Annotated in this window: 13 protein-coding genes; 8 read left to right on the top strand and 5 right to left on the bottom strand. The window is 65.7% G+C overall.

Annotated elements, in window-relative coordinates:
• Positions 1-7 precede the first annotated feature (7 nt).
• The 5 genes from hflK to AC3D24_RS09770 all read left to right on the top strand — a co-directional run bounded on the left by hflK (position 8) and on the right by AC3D24_RS09770 (position 6,817).
• Positions 8-1,138 (top strand): protease modulator HflK, encoded by a 1,131-nt coding sequence (gene hflK, locus AC3D24_RS09790; protein ID WP_489030203.1) that lies wholly within the window; start codon positions 8-10, stop codon positions 1,136-1,138.
• Positions 1,135-2,001, top strand: a complete 867-nt coding sequence (hflC, locus tag AC3D24_RS09785; protein ID WP_489030201.1) for a protease modulator HflC — start codon at positions 1,135-1,137, stop codon at positions 1,999-2,001. Before hflK ends, hflC begins: the two co-directional genes overlap by 4 nt.
• A gap of 102 nt (positions 2,002-2,103) precedes the next feature.
• Positions 2,104-3,645 carry a Do family serine endopeptidase gene (locus AC3D24_RS09780; RefSeq protein ID WP_489030199.1) on the top strand — a complete coding sequence of 514 codons (1,542 nt, stop codon included), beginning with the start codon at positions 2,104-2,106 and terminating at the stop codon, positions 3,643-3,645.
• A gap of 109 nt (positions 3,646-3,754) precedes the next feature.
• Positions 3,755-5,398, top strand: coding sequence for a helicase HerA-like domain-containing protein (locus tag AC3D24_RS09775; protein WP_489030197.1), 1,644 nt, complete (start codon positions 3,755-3,757; stop codon positions 5,396-5,398).
• A 174-nt stretch (positions 5,399-5,572) separates the two neighbouring features.
• Complete coding sequence (locus AC3D24_RS09770; protein WP_489030195.1) at positions 5,573-6,817, top strand: M20 metallopeptidase family protein; 1,245 nt, start codon at positions 5,573-5,575, stop codon at positions 6,815-6,817.
• A 136-nt stretch (positions 6,818-6,953) separates the two neighbouring features.
• Here the strand turns inward: AC3D24_RS09770 and AC3D24_RS09765 are convergent, their stop codons facing one another.
• From AC3D24_RS09765 to AC3D24_RS09755, 3 genes are all read right to left on the bottom strand, one after another.
• The gene (locus AC3D24_RS09765; RefSeq protein WP_489030193.1) at positions 6,954-8,066 is read right to left on the bottom strand and encodes a serine hydrolase; all 1,113 of its coding nucleotides are present in this window, start codon (positions 8,064-8,066) and stop codon (positions 6,954-6,956) included.
• 118 nt (positions 8,067-8,184) lie between these two features.
• A complete protein-coding gene (gene nadB, locus AC3D24_RS09760) occupies positions 8,185-9,762 on the bottom strand; it encodes an L-aspartate oxidase (RefSeq protein ID WP_489030191.1) in 1,578 nt (525 codons plus the stop codon).
• Complete coding sequence (locus tag AC3D24_RS09755; RefSeq protein WP_489030189.1) at positions 9,759-10,697, bottom strand: ABC transporter ATP-binding protein; 939 nt, start codon at positions 10,695-10,697, stop codon at positions 9,759-9,761. Before AC3D24_RS09755 ends, nadB begins: the two co-directional genes overlap by 4 nt.
• A gap of 285 nt (positions 10,698-10,982) precedes the next feature.
• Here AC3D24_RS09755 and AC3D24_RS09750 point away from each other — a divergent pair, with 285 nt between their 5' ends.
• Positions 10,983-11,216, top strand: coding sequence for a zinc-finger domain-containing protein (locus tag AC3D24_RS09750; protein WP_489030187.1), 234 nt, complete (start codon positions 10,983-10,985; stop codon positions 11,214-11,216).
• Between the two features lie 18 nt (positions 11,217-11,234).
• Positions 11,235-12,662: a metalloprotease TldD gene (gene tldD / locus AC3D24_RS09745; protein WP_489030186.1), complete on the top strand. Its 1,428-nt coding sequence runs from the start codon at positions 11,235-11,237 to the stop codon at positions 12,660-12,662.
• Between the two features lie 3 nt (positions 12,663-12,665).
• Here tldD and AC3D24_RS09740 read toward each other — a convergent pair whose 3' ends face one another.
• Both AC3D24_RS09740 and AC3D24_RS09735 read right to left on the bottom strand, forming a co-directional pair.
• Positions 12,666-12,962 (bottom strand): CcdB family protein, encoded by a 297-nt coding sequence (locus tag AC3D24_RS09740; RefSeq protein ID WP_489030184.1) that lies wholly within the window; start codon positions 12,960-12,962, stop codon positions 12,666-12,668.
• Positions 12,962-13,270, bottom strand: coding sequence for a type II toxin-antitoxin system CcdA family antitoxin (locus AC3D24_RS09735; protein ID WP_489030182.1), 309 nt, complete (start codon positions 13,268-13,270; stop codon positions 12,962-12,964). The genes AC3D24_RS09740 and AC3D24_RS09735 overlap by 1 nt, the downstream gene beginning before the upstream one ends.
• Here AC3D24_RS09735 and AC3D24_RS09730 point away from each other — a divergent pair.
• On the top strand, positions 13,257-13,802 hold the full coding sequence (locus tag AC3D24_RS09730; RefSeq protein WP_489030180.1) for a pyridoxamine 5'-phosphate oxidase family protein: 546 nt from the start codon (positions 13,257-13,259) through the stop codon (positions 13,800-13,802). The two genes, AC3D24_RS09735 and AC3D24_RS09730, sit on opposite strands and share 14 nt — an antisense overlap.
• Positions 13,803-13,811 lie beyond the last annotated feature (9 nt).

Raw genomic sequence — 13,811 nt, 5'->3', positions numbered from 1 at the left:
GGTTGGTATGACGATCTTCTCGCGCTGGTTCCGGCGTCCCGATATCCTCGCCACCGAAACACCGAAAGGCCCCTGGGGCGGCTCGGGCGACGACGGTAATTCTGGCCCGCGCAACCCCTGGGCCTTGCCGCCCGGCGGTCGCAAGCCTGCAGCCAAGCCGACTGCGCTCGACGAGTTCCTGCGCAAAGCGCGCGGATCGGGCGGCGGTGGCGGCGGCACGGGCGGCTTCGGAGGCCTGCCGTCGGGCGCCAACGCCCGCGCGCTCTGGGCGATCGGCGTCGCGATCATCGCGGTCGTGTGGATCCTGTTCACCTCGGTGCATCAGATTGGCCCGCAGCAGCGCGGCGTCGTCACCTATTTCGGCAAATACGCCGGCACGCTCGATCCGGGCGTTCGCCTGACGATGCCGGCGCCGATCGCCGACGTGACGGTGGTCGACGTGCAGAAGATCCGCACCGACAACTTTCCCGTCGGCGATGGCGAGAATCTGACGCTGACCGGCGACCAGAACATCATCGACCTCGCCTATTCGGTCCGCTGGGACATCGCCGATCCGCGCGATTACGTGTTCCAGCTTGCCGAGCCGAACGACACCGTCCGCGCCGCCGCCGAGAGCGCGATGCGCGCAGTAGTGGCTACGACGACGCTGGATCAGGCGATCGGTACCGGCCGCACCGTGATCGAGCAGCGCGTCGCCGAACTGACGCAGCAGATCCTCAACGACTACAAGTCCGGCGTCCGTATCCAGGGCGTCGCGATCAAGCAGGCCGCCGCGCCCGCACGGATCGTCGAGGACTTCAACGCGGTCACGGCCGCGCAGCAGGAGGCGATCGCCAACCTCAACCAGTCGCGCTCCTACGCGCAACAGGTCGTCGCGCGAGCACAGGGCGAGGCCGCGTCGTTCGACAAGGTGTACGAGCAGTACAAGCTTGCCCCCGAGGTGACGCGTCGTCGCATGTATTACGAGACGATGGAGGCGGTGCTCGCCAAGAGCGACAAGACGATCGTCGAGACGCCGGGCGGGGTTGTGCCGTACCTGCCGCTGTCGAACGCCAAGCGTTTGCCGAACCCCGAGGCTGTTCAGTCGACGCCAGCGCCTGCCGCGGCGGCTGCCCCCCAGTCTGGAGCTGCCCAGTGAACGCCGTAAGTTTCCGCAACCCGATCGTCGCCGGCATCGTCGCGCTGCTGTTGGTGATTCTTGCCGCATCGACCTTCGCGATCGTCCCCGAGACCAAGCAGGCGGTAATCCTGCGCTTCGGTCAGCCGATCCGCACGGTCAACGCGTGGCAGCCCAACACCGCGTTTGGCCAGACTGGCGCCGGCCTGATCGCACGCATCCCGTTCGTCGACCGGATCGTCTGGATCGACAAGCGCGTGCAGGATCTCGAACTCGACAACACGCTGGTGCTGTCGACCGACCAGCTGCGGCTCGAGGTCGATGCGTATGCGCGCTACCGGATCGTCGATCCGCGGAAAATGCGCAACGCGGTCGGCAGCGAGGACCGGATCCCCGATCAGCTTCGCCCGATCCTCGGCTCTGCGTTGCGCAACGAACTCGGCAAGCGCCGCTTCGTCGAGTTACTGAGCCCCGAGCGGTCGGAACTGATGGACAACATCCAGAAGGGCCTCCAGCGTGTCGCCAGCCAGTACGGCGTCGAGATCGTCGACGTCCGGATCAAGCAGGCGAACCTCCCCGTCGGCCTGCCGCTCGAAAGCGCGCTCAAGCGCATGTCGAGCGCGCGCCAGCAAGAGGCGATCACGATCCGTGCCGAGGGCCAGAAGCAGGCGCAGATCGTCCGTGCCCAAGCCGATGCGGATTCGGCGAAGATCTATGCCGAGAGCTTCGGCAAGGACGCCGACTTCTACGACTTCTACCGCGCGATGCAGTCGTATCGGCATACGTTCGGCGCGGATGGCGGGCCGGCACCCGAAGGATCGACCTCGATCATTCTTTCGCCGAGCAACAGTTATCTGCGGGAATTCGAGGGCCGCGGGCGTTAAGCCTGCGGAACCTTTCGATACCGGTTCATATTCAAGCATCGTTCAGAACGGCGTGCCTACGCGGTAGCTGTTTCGATTGATGAAACGAGAGGACAACATCTAGTGCGTTACGCCTACGCCATTACCAGTGCTCTTCTCCTCGGCGGTGCAACTGCGACGCTCGCGCTCCAGCCCGGCGCCGCCCAGGTCGCACAGAACGACCCCGGCCAGATCCAGGCCGCAGCCCCGCGCCCCGGTGCTCCGATGAGCTTTGCCGACATGGTCGCCAAGCTTCAGCCGGCGGTCGTCAACATCTCGACCAAGCAGACCATCGTCCAGGCGCAGCAGGCCAACCCGTTCGCGGGGACTCCGTTCGGCGACCTGTTCGGCGGCATGGGCGGCGGCGGCCAGGGCGGCGCGCCGGTGAAGCGCGAAGGCGCCTCGCTCGGCTCGGGCTTCCTGATTTCGCCGGACGGCTATGTCGTTACCAACGCGCACGTGATCCGGCCCGGTGCCAAGGGGGCGACGGTCAATTCGATCACGGTCACGCTGACCGACAAGAAGGAATATGTCGCCAAGGTCATCGGCCAAGATCAGGATTCCGATCTCGCGCTGCTGAAGATCGAGGCACAGAACCTGCCGTTCGTTCGGTTCGGCGATTCGTCGCGCGCGCGTGTCGGCGATTGGGTAGTCGCGATCGGCGAGCCGTTCGGTCTCGGCGGTACGGTCACGGCCGGCATCATATCGGCGATCAACCGCGTCACCGGGCAGGGCGGCGCGTATGACCGCTTCATCCAGACCGACGCCTCGATCAACCAGGGCAATTCCGGTGGCCCGATGTTCGATCTGAACGGCAACGTGATCGGTATCAACAGCCAGATCTTCAGCCAGTCGGGCGGCAATATCGGCATCGGCTTCGCAATTCCCGCGGAGCAGGCCAAGCCGATCATCGAGACATTCATGAAGGGCGGCTCGATCAAGCGCGGCTATCTTGGCGTCAGCCTCGGCGGTCCGGTCGACGACGATGCCGCGGCGGCACTCGGCATTCCCAAGAACCAGGGTGAGTTGATCGCACGCGTCGAGCCGGACGGCCCGGCAGCACGCGGTGGCCTGAAGCTCGGCGACGTGGTGACCAAGGTCAACGGTCAGCCGGTCAGCGCGGACCAGACGCTGTCGTACCTCGTGTCGCGCGTGACGCCGGGACAGGTCGCACGGCTCGATGTGCTGCGCAGCGGTCGTCCACAGGTCGTCAATGTCACCGTCGCGGAGCGTCCATCAGCCGAGAAGCTGCAAGCACTCGTGGGCGGCGGCGACGACGATTTCAGTGCAGATGGCGACGACGATACGCCCGGTGCGGTGACTCCGGCTACGGGCAACGGCATCGGCATGACCGTGCAGCCGCTGACTCCAGCGATCGCACGCTCGATCGGCGTCGATGCGACCGTGCAGGGTGTCGTAATCGCGCAGGTCGATCAGTCGAGCGATGCCTATGGCAAGCTGAAGCGCGGCGATGTGATCTCGGCAGTCAACGGCGCGCCGGTGCGGACCGCGACCGATCTCGCGGCAGCGGTGACACAGGCGAAGGCGGCGGGTCGTCCGCAGGTGCTCTTGCTCGTGCAGCGTGGCCGCGGTGCGAGCGCGTTCATCGCGGTGAAGATCAAGTAACCCACGACTGACACGATCGACTGAAAGGACCGTCGCTCACCCCGAGCGGCGGTCCTTTTTCTTTGCACGGCACGGGGTTAGGGTTGCGCGGGTAATTGAGGACACAAGCATGAGCGACGGCATCTTCATCGGCGCGAGCGTGGACGGCAAGCCGCAGACGCTGGAATTGAAGCGCGCCAACCGCCACGGCCTGATCGCGGGTGCGACCGGGACCGGCAAGACCGTGACGCTGCAGGGGATCATCGAGGGCTTCTCGGCAAACGGCGTGCCGTGCTTCGTCGCCGACGTGAAGGGTGATCTGTCCGGTCTCGCGATGGCCGGCTCGCCGACCGCGAAGACGCATGCGACCTTCGCCGAGCGCGCGAAAGCGATCGGCGACGATGGCTGGGCCTATGCCGACAACCCCGTGCAGTTCTGGGACCTGTTCGGCGAGCAGGGGCATCCGATCCGCACCACGATCAGCGAGATGGGGCCGCTGCTGCTGGCGCGGCTGATGGACCTGAACGAGGTGCAGGAGGGCGTGCTGACGATCGCCTTCCACGTCGCCGACAAGGAGGGGTTGCTGCTGATCGACCTCGACGATCTCCAGGCGATGCTGACCGACTGCGCAGGCCGCGCGGACGAGCTGACGGTCACGTACGGCAACGTCTCGAAACAGTCGATCGGCGCGATCCAGCGTTCGCTGCTCCAGTTGCGCACGCAGGGCGCGGAGAATTTCTTCGGCGAACCCGCGCTCGAGATGAACGATTTCATCGGTACAGACGACCGGGGCAGGGGGATCGTCAACATCCTCGCCGCCGACAAGCTGATGGCCTCGCCCAAGCTGTACGCGACCTTCCTGCTGTGGCTCATGAGCGAGTTGTTCGAGCACCTCCCCGAGGTCGGCGATCCCGACAAGCCGGTGCTCTGCTTCTTCTTCGACGAGGCACATCTGCTGTTCGACGAAGCTCCCAAGGCGCTGCTGGAGAAGATCGAACAGGTCGTACGACTGATCCGCTCGAAGGGCGTCGGTGTCTATTTTATCACGCAGAACCCGATCGATATTCCCGACGCGGTGGCGGGGCAGCTCGGCAACCGGGTCCAGCATGCGCTCCGCGCCTTCACCCCACGCGATCAGGCGGCGGTGCGCTCGGCCGCGGAGACGTTCCGCGCCAACCCCGGCGTCGATGTCGCGACGATCATCACTGAACTGAAGGTGGGTGAAGCGCTGGTGTCGCTGCTCCAGGCGGACGGCGCGCCGACGCCGGTCGAGCGCACGCTGATCAAGCCGCCTGCCTCGCGGGTCGGCCCGATCACCCCGGCCGAGCGAAAAGTGATGATCGAGACCGACGCTGTCGGCGCGAAATACGACACGCTGGTCGATCGCGAGTCGGCGGAGGAATTGCTGGCCGCCAAGACGCAGGAGGCGAGCGCTGCCGCTGCCGAAGCGAAGGCGACGACCGAAGCCGAGAAGGCCGCCGCCACCCAGGCAAAGCTCGATGCCAAAGCGGCGAAAGAGGCGGAGCGGGCTCGGGTTACGGAACAGCGAGAGGCCGATCGCCAGCAGCGCGAAGCCGACCGCGAGGCGGCGAACTCCCCCTGGACCAAGATGGCGACCTCCGCGACGCGGGCGGCGAGTTCGTCGATCGGCCGGCAGGTGGCCAACGAGATCGGCAAGCAGGTGTTCGGCACCAAGTCGCGGCGGTCGTCGTCGAGCGGCGGCTTGGTCGGCACGGTACTGCGCGGGGTTTTAGGCGGGCTATTCCGGGGGTAGGCTGTCTTCATGATTGAGGGGCGAGATACGTCCCAAGAGAAGCACCACCCCGGCGAAGGCCGGGGCCCAATTGGGAAACGAAGGTAACGTCGGACGGCGTTCCGTTACATCGACCTTTCCAATTGGGCCCCGGCCTTCGCCGGGGTGGTGGTCAAGCGTTTCAAGGAGCAAACCATGTCCCTCGATTTCGAATCCACCACCGACTGGGCCCCGACCGACTGGACCGCCATCGGCGAGGACAGCCTCGACGACGCGATCGCACTTCGCCGTGCAATCCACGCCGACCCCGAAGTCGGCCTCCACTGTCCCCGCACGTCGGACAAGGTGAAGGCCGCGCTCGCCGGTCTCCCGCTCGAAATCCGCGAGGGCACCTCGACCACCGGCTTCGTGGCGATCCTGCGCGGCGGGCGCGGCGGCAATGCCGGCGGTAATGGCCGCACGGTGCTGCTGCGCGGCGACATGGATGCGCTGCCGATGCAGGAGGAAACCGGTCTGCCGTTCGCCTCCAAGATCGACGGCGCGATGCACGCTTGTGGCCACGACTCGCATACCGCGATGCTTGTCGGCGCGGCCAAGGCGCTCTGCGCACGTCGCGACGAGCTACCGGGCACGGTCGTCTTCATGTTCCAGCCCGGCGAAGAGGGCCATCACGGCGCCCGTCACATGATCGCCGACGGCCTGCTCGATGCGCCGCTGCCCGAGGCAGGCTTCGCGCTCCACATCTCGCCCAACATGCCGATGGGGCATGTCGTCAGCCGCGCCGGTACGCTGATGGCGTCGACGGACACGCTGCGCGCGACGATCACCGGCCGCGGCGGCCACGCCGCGATGCCGCACGACTGCCTCGATCCGCTGCCGATCGCCTGCGAGATCGTCACGGCCTTGCAGACCTATGTCGCGCGGCAGGTCGCTGTCACCGACCCCGCCGTGCTCTCGATCACCAAGCTCAACGCCGGCAGCGCGCACAACGTCATCCCCTCGACGGTCGAGATGCTCGGCACGATGCGGACGCTGTCTGAGCGCACGCGCGAACAGGTTCGCGCCGCGTTCATCCGCATGGTCGAGGGCATCGCCGCCGCGCACGGCGCGGTCGGCACGCCGTCGATCGAGGAAGGCTATCCGGTGACCGTCAACGACGAGCGTGCGACCGACCTGATGAAGGCGTGTGCGACTGCGATCGGCGGCGAGGGCGCGTATCAGGTGATGCCGCCGATGATGGGCGCGGAAGACTTCTCCTACGTGCTCCAAAAGCTCCCCGGCGCGATGGCCTTCATCGGCGCAGCACCCGAAGGCAGCGACCCCCGCACCAACCCGCCGCTCCACAACACGAAGATGACGATCGACGAGCGCGTGATGGCGCACGGCATCGCGATCCACTGTGCGGTGGCGGAGCGGTTTCTGGCGAACGGGTTCGACTGAGGCTGCCCCGTCATGCCGGGCTCGTTCCGGCATCCACCGCTCCGCACGCTAGATAGACGTGAGTTCGCGGAACGGTGGACCCCGGAACCAGTCCGGGGTGACGGACGCTGGGTGGCGTACCCCCGAACCGCTACTTTCAGTTCGAAGACCGCGTGGCCCCGGCGTAGGTGGCAACCGCCGCCGCCGCCGCCTGGATAAGCCGCTGCCGCTCGGGCATTGGCCGGATCGTGTCGCCGATCATCACCGCGATTGCGTAGCGGCGACCGTCCGGGGCGGTGAGCAGGCCGACGTCGTTGAAGCCGGCGTTGCGGCGGCCGAGGTCCTGGCCGGTGCCGGTCTTGTGTGCGATCTCCCAACCGCCCGGCAGCGCGGCACGCAGGCGGGCGCGGCCGGTGACCGACCGGCCCATCGTGTCGAGCAGGATCTTGGTCGACGTTTCCGACAGCAGATGACCCTTTGCCAGCCGCGCGAGCGAATCGGCGATCGCGATCGGCGCAGCGCCGTCGGGCGGATTACGGACATATGCGTTCAGCGCCGCCTCGCGCACGGCAGGCGACAGCCGATTGCGCGCGGTCATGAAGCCGCCATTGACTGCATAGGACGGCTGCCAGACGAGCCCCGCGGTGCCGCTCTGCAATAGTCGTTCACCAGGGCCGAAGCGGATCGCCCCAAGCTGTTTGCGCTCGATCATGGATCGCACCGCGGAAGGCCCGCCGACGCGCGTCAGCAGCCGGTCGTTCGCCGTATTGTCGCTATGCGTTAGCGCGCGCGTCAGCAGGTCGTTGATCGTGGTGTGATAGCCGTCGCCCTTGACCAGCATCGCGATCGGCTGATGGAACAGCGTCAGGTCCTGCGGCCCGACGACGATCGGTTCGTCGAGGCGAAGTTTGCCCTGGTCGCGCAGGTCCATGACGGTCAGTGCGACCCACAGCTTGCTGACCGACTGCTGCGGCAGCAACTGGCGTCCGCCCGCCTCGACCGTCCAGCCATCGTCGACCGCACGGACCGCAATGCCAGCTTTGCCCTGAAACCCGCTCTGTAATTCGGAGATCGCGTTGACCAGGCTGGCCGGCGCGGGGCGTGGCGTACGCGGCAACGGCGGCGGTACGGGAATCGAGACGAACCCTTCGGCCTGATGCAAGGGTGCGACCGCCGGCGGGCTGGGCCGCGATGCTGATCCGCAACCGGCAAGCGCAGTTCCGAACAGTGCGATTGCCAAAAGGCGCTTGAACGTACTCGCCGATGTCATGATGGTTTGAACGCCCTGCACTGAAGCATCGACCCTTATCCGTTGATCGAGCGCGGGAAACAGCCGCCGTGTGCCGCTGCGACGAAGCGCGCTACGGGCGCGCCGAATCACCGGAGGATCAGGGAACGAGAACCGTATCGACCGCTTCCGGCATCATCTCGGGGTAATCGAGCGTGAAATGCAACCCGCGGCTTTCGTGGCGGTGCAGTGCCGATCGCACGATCAGTTCGGCGGTCTGGAGCAGGTTGCGCAGTTCGATCAGGTCGGGCGTGACGCGGAAATGCTGGTAATATTCGGCGACCTCGTCATTCAGCAGCTTGATCCGGTGCTGCGCGCGCTCCAGCCGCTTCGTGGTGCGGACGATGCCGACGTAATTCCACATGAACCGGCGGATTTCGGTCCACGTCTGCTTGATCACGACTTCCTCGTCGGAGTCGGTGACGCGGCTTTCGTCCCAAGGGCGGATCGGCGGGGGCGCGGGGAGGTTGTCCCAGGCCGCGGCGATGCTGTCCGCCGCCGCTTCGCCGAACACGAAGCATTCGAGCAGCGAGTTCGACGCGAGGCGGTTGGCACCGTGGAGGCCGGATTCGGTGCATTCGCCGGCCGCATACAGGCCCGGCAGATCGGTTTTGCCGTGCTCGTCGATGACGATGCCGCCGCAGGTATAGTGTTGCGCGGGGACGACCGGAATTGGGTCCGTCGTCATGTCGATGCCGAGGCTCAGCAGCTTCTCGTGGATGTTCGGGAAGTGGTGGCGGATGAAGTCGGCCGGCATGTGGCTGATGTCGAGGTGGACATAGTCGAGACCGTCGCGCTTGATCTCGGCGTCGATCGCGCGGGCGACGATGTCGCGGGGCGCGAGTTCCATCCGCTCGGCGTCGTAGTCGGACATGAAGCGCATGCCGGTCGACGGGTTGATCAGGCGGCCGCCTTCGCCGCGTACCGCCTCGGTGATCAGGAAATTCTTGACCTCCAGATTGTAGAGGCAGGTCGGGTGGAACTGCATCATCTCCATGTTGGAGACGCGCGCGCCCGCGCGCCATGCCATTGCGATGCCGTCCCCGGTCGCACCGCGTGGCGCGGTCGAGAACAGGTATGTGCGGCCCGCGCCCCCGGTCGCGAGAATAGTCGCGCGCGCCGTATATAGCGCAACGCGCTCGGTATGGCGGTCGACCGCGTAGACGCCCCAGACGTTGCCGGCGCCCGAATAGCGCTCCTCGTGACGGCCGGTGGCGAGGTCGATCGCGATCTGGTCGGGGACGAGGGTGATGTTCGGATGCGCTTCGGCAGCCTTCTGCAACGCTTCCTGCACCGCCCATCCGGTCGCATCGGCAACGTGGACGATGCGGCGGTGCGAGTGGCCGCCTTCGCGCGTCAGGTGCAGCGCGTTGCCCTCGGTCTCGAACGGCACACCTAGGTGCGTCAGGCGCTCGATCGCGGCGGGTGCGCCCTCGACGACCATCTCGACGATGGCGCGGTCGTTGAGCCCGGCGCCGGCGACCATCGTGTCCTCGACATGGTTCTCGAACGTGTCGCCGGGTTCGAGCACCGCGGCGATCCCGCCCTGCGCCCAGGCGGTCGAGCCTTCGTTGAGCGCGCCCTTGGCTAAGACAGTGACCTTGAATCGGTCGGCGAGGTTCAACGCGGCTGTCAGCCCGGCAGCACCCGAGCCGACGATCAGGATGTCGCTCGTCATGCGTTGGCGGCGCGCGTCAGGCTGAGGAAGACGTCTTCGAGGTCAGGCTCCTTGGTCGAGACGTCGACGATGCCGAAGCCACCGGACTGGATCGCGGCAAGGACCTCACCGGCGTTTACCCGGTCCTTCTTATAGGTGATTTCCAGTGTCCGGGTGCCCTTCAGCGCGATCTTCTCGAAGCAGACATTGGCAGGGATGTCGGCCACGTCGCGATCTACGGTGACGGCGACGATCTTTTCCTGTGCCTTGCCGACGAGTTCGCGCGTCGGTTCGTTCGCAATGAGCCGGCCGTTGTTGATGATCGCGATCCGGTCGCAGAGTTCTTCGGCTTCCTCGAGGTAGTGCGTGGTCAGGACCACCGTCACGCCGGCCTGGTTGAGGCTGCGGACATAGGTCCAGAGTTGCTGGCGCAGTTCGATGTCGACGCCGGCGGTCGGCTCGTCGAGGACGAGAACGGGGGGCGAATGGACCATCGCCTTCGCCACCATCAGCCGGCGCTTCATGCCGCCCGACAGCGTGCGGGCATAGGCGTGCGCCTTGTCCTCCAGATGCACCGCGCGGAGCAGTTCCATCGTGCGGCGCTTCGCCTTGGACACGCCGTAGAGCCCGGCCTGGATCTCCAGCGTCTCGAACGGCGAGAAGAACGGGTCGAACAGGATCTCCTGGTTGACGATCCCGATTGACGCCTTGGCGTTGCGCGGATGCTCGTCGATGTCGAAGCCCCAGATCGCGGCACTCCCATCGGTCTTGTTAACGAGGCCGGCGAGGATGTTGATCAGCGTCGACTTGCCCGCGCCGTTGGGGCCGAGCAGGCCGAAGATCTGGCCGCGGGGAACGTCGAACGTCACATCGTCGAGCGCGCGCTTCGGTGGCGCGGTGCCGACGGGGGCGTAGGTTTTGCAGAGGTTTTTGATGGCGATCGCGGCTTCGGTCATGGCTGCGGCATAGCGGGGCGGGCGGGGCTGGTCATCCCCTGGGGCGTGTCAAAGAAGATTTGTTCGCGCAGAGGCGCAGAGGACGCGGAGGTGTCACGTTCGTCGCGAAGCGACCTTTCAATAATCTACGGTGTAACAGATAGTGGCGTCTCCCGGTCGACAGGCTGAATACAACATCTCCGCGTCCTCTGCGCCTCTGCGCGAACCCAATCTTCCTTTCCCCCTTCGACGCTGATGAAGGAAGAACCAATTGCCCGGCCCGCGCTCCCTTGCTATCGCGCCCGCATGCATCCGCCGCTCGAAACCACCCGCGTCACCTACGCCCGCGTCGCCTGCGACGGCGCCACCGACATTCCCGGCGGCGCAGCGCTCGGCCATCCGCGCGTCTGGTTGCAGATCGACGAGACCGGCTATGTCGATTGCGGCTATTGCGACCGCCGCTTCATCCTCGTCGGTGGTGCCGCCGACGGCGCGGACCAGGCGACATTGCGCGATCACGGGGATGGCGCAGGGCGCTAAGCCCCTTATATCTATCGGATGACGATAGCAGCAGACCCCCGTTCGTTTCTCTACCGCGATACTCTGGACCCCGAGCAGGCACAGGCGCTGACCGCCAAGGCGCTTGGCAAGGCCGATGACGGCGAGCTGTATCTCCAGTATCGCAAGGCCGAGGCTTTTGGGTTCGACGACGGTCGGCTGAAGACCGCGTCGTACGATACCAGCTCGGGTTTCGGCTTGCGCGCCGTGTCGGGCGAGATGACCGCGTTCGCGCATTCCAACGAGATGACGCCTTCCGCGATCCGTCGCGCTGCCGAGACGATGGCGCTGATCGAGCCCGGCGTCGCCGCAAAGGCCGGCCCGCCACAGGGTACCAACCATCACCGCTACACCGCCGCCGACCCGCTCGACCTCGTGCCGTTCGCGGACAAGGTGAACCTGTGCCAGACGATCGACGCTGCCGCCCGCGCGCGCGATCCTCGCGTCGCGCAGGTGTCGGTTAGCCTGTCGGGGACGTGGTCGGTGGTCGAGATCGTCCGTGCAGATGGTTTCATCGCGACCGACGTTCGGCCTTTGGTCCGCCTCAACGTGTCGATCGTTGCCGAGCAGAACGGGCGGCGCGAGACGGGCAGTTACGGGATCGGTGGGCGCTATCTCTATAACGACCTGTTTGAGCCCGAGACGTACAACAGGGCGATCGACGAGGCTCTGTCGCAGGCGCTCGTGAACCTCGATTCGATCGCGGCCCCTGCTGGCGAGATGACTGTGTTGCTCGGCAATGGCTGGCCGGGCATTCTGTTGCACGAGGCGATCGGCCACGGGCTCGAGGGCGATTTCAACCGTAAGGGGACGTCGGCATTCTCCGGGCGGATCGGCGAGCGGGTTGCCGCCGAGGGTGTCACCGTGGTCGACGACGGGTCGCTCCAGGATCGCCGCGGGTCGTTGACGATCGACGACGAGGGCACGCCGACGCGCGAGACCGTGCTGATCGAGGACGGCATCCTCAAGGGCTATATGCAGGACCGGCTCAACGCGCGGTTGATGGGCGTCGAGGCGACCGGCAATGGGCGTCGCGAGAGCTACGCGCATGCGCCGATGCCGCGGATGACGAACACCTTCATGAAGGCGGGCAACGACGATCCGGCGGAGCTTCTGTCGCGCGTCAAGAAGGGCATTTTCGCCAAGGCGTTCGGCGGCGGCCAGGTCGATATCGTGTCGGGTAAGTTCGTGTTCAGTTGCACCGAGGCGTATCTGATCGAGGACGGCAAGCTGGGTGCACCGATCAAGGGCGCGACGCTGATCGGCGACGGTCCGAGTTCGCTGACCAAGGTGCGCGGCATCGGCAACGACTTCGCGCTCGACGAGGGCATCGGGATTTGCGGCAAGGGTGGGCAATCGGTGCCGGCGGGCGTCGGGCAGCCGACGTTGCTGGTCGATGGGCTTACGGTTGGTGGGACGGCGGCTTAGCCTTCAGTAACTGCCGGTGAGCATGTCGATCGCGCTGCCGATGCGGTATTCGTGCTCGACGAGTGAAGTTGTTGGTTCGGACAGCAGTTTTGTCGAGATCGCGGCTGCCAGGTGCTTCTGCATGACGTATTCTGTGCCGTGAATTGTGAAGACTGGGTTCAACCGTCGATCTCCACCGGGCACATCGGCGTACAACCGGAGAGGTACGATGAAACGACTGTTCAAGTCCGACAGCAAATTGGACTGGCAGTCGAGCCAATACCCTCCTTCGGGTGCGGTGTAGACGTCGAAGCGCGCCATCAAGCCAATCGATATCGATCGAGCGGCAGGCCATTCTCTTCGATCCAGGCGTTGTTTGCCGTAATCCAGTCGCGATGCTCCTCGCGCCATTTTTCTTCTTGCACACGCTTTGCCGCCGCGCGGATTGCAGCCTCGCTGACCTGCGACAGATTGATCCCCGCTTCTCGTGCCGCTGCAACGATACCGGTATCGAGCGACAGGTTCACGGATTTGCGCTTGCCGGTGGCGATCGGATCATGTCTCATGCGCACAGAGTATGCGCCTGCCTGCCGCGCGTCAATTCGGAGCCGACCGATGGAATTCTTCACCGCGCTCACAGATGATCATCGGACATTCGTTACGCGCCAGCCGGTGTTCTTCGTTGCGACCGCCGCCGAGGGTGCGCGGATCAATCTCAGTCCCAAGGGGATGGACAGTTTTCGCGTGCTGGATGCGAAGACGGTCGCGTATCTCGACGTTGGCGGCTCCGGGAACGAGACGAGCGCGCATCTGGCGGCGGATGGGCGCATCACGGTCATGTTCTGCGCGTTTGACCAGCCAGCGCTGATCTTCCGTATCTATGGCCGCGGTCGAGCGGTTCTGCCGCAGGATGAGGGGTGGGCGGATCTCTATGCGCAGTTCACGCATCTGCCGGGGACGCGACAGATCTTCGTGATCGCGGTCGACGAGGTGCAGACGAGTTGCGGGTGGGGCGTGCCGTTCATGACGCTGGAGCGCGAGCGCGAGACGTTGTCGAAATATCATGCCGCGCAGGCGGGCACCGAGCGGCTGGTGAAATGGGCGGGGCGGACGACGAGTATCGACGGGTTGCCGGTGCGGGTTGCGACTATCGCGCCGTAGGATGCCGGA

It is taken from the genome of Sphingomonas sp. SL1004, assembly GCF_057815015.1.
Note: the sequence above shows the minus strand (reverse complement) of the source record. Positions and strands in the feature narration are given on the sequence as shown.

What these genes read in the sequence shown, in the direction of transcription:
- hflK (WP_489030203.1), top strand. Translation starts at nt 8, where the DNA reads ATGACGATCTTCTCGCGCTGGTTCCGGCGTCCCGATATCCTCGCCACC.
- AC3D24_RS09775 (WP_489030197.1), top strand. Translation starts at nt 3,755, where the DNA reads ATGAGCGACGGCATCTTCATCGGCGCGAGCGTGGACGGCAAGCCGCAG.
- AC3D24_RS09770 (WP_489030195.1), top strand. Translation starts at nt 5,573, where the DNA reads ATGTCCCTCGATTTCGAATCCACCACCGACTGGGCCCCGACCGACTGG.
- AC3D24_RS09765 (WP_489030193.1), bottom strand. Translation starts at nt 8,066, where the DNA reads ATGACATCGGCGAGTACGTTCAAGCGCCTTTTGGCAATCGCACTGTTC.
- nadB (WP_489030191.1), bottom strand. Translation starts at nt 9,762, where the DNA reads ATGACGAGCGACATCCTGATCGTCGGCTCGGGTGCTGCCGGGCTGACA.
- AC3D24_RS09755 (WP_489030189.1), bottom strand. Translation starts at nt 10,697, where the DNA reads ATGACCGAAGCCGCGATCGCCATCAAAAACCTCTGCAAAACCTACGCC.
- AC3D24_RS09750 (WP_489030187.1), top strand. Translation starts at nt 10,983, where the DNA reads ATGCATCCGCCGCTCGAAACCACCCGCGTCACCTACGCCCGCGTCGCC.
- tldD (WP_489030186.1), top strand. Translation starts at nt 11,235, where the DNA reads ATGACGATAGCAGCAGACCCCCGTTCGTTTCTCTACCGCGATACTCTG.
- AC3D24_RS09740 (WP_489030184.1), bottom strand. Translation starts at nt 12,962, where the DNA reads ATGGCGCGCTTCGACGTCTACACCGCACCCGAAGGAGGGTATTGGCTC.
- AC3D24_RS09730 (WP_489030180.1), top strand. Translation starts at nt 13,257, where the DNA reads ATGGAATTCTTCACCGCGCTCACAGATGATCATCGGACATTCGTTACG.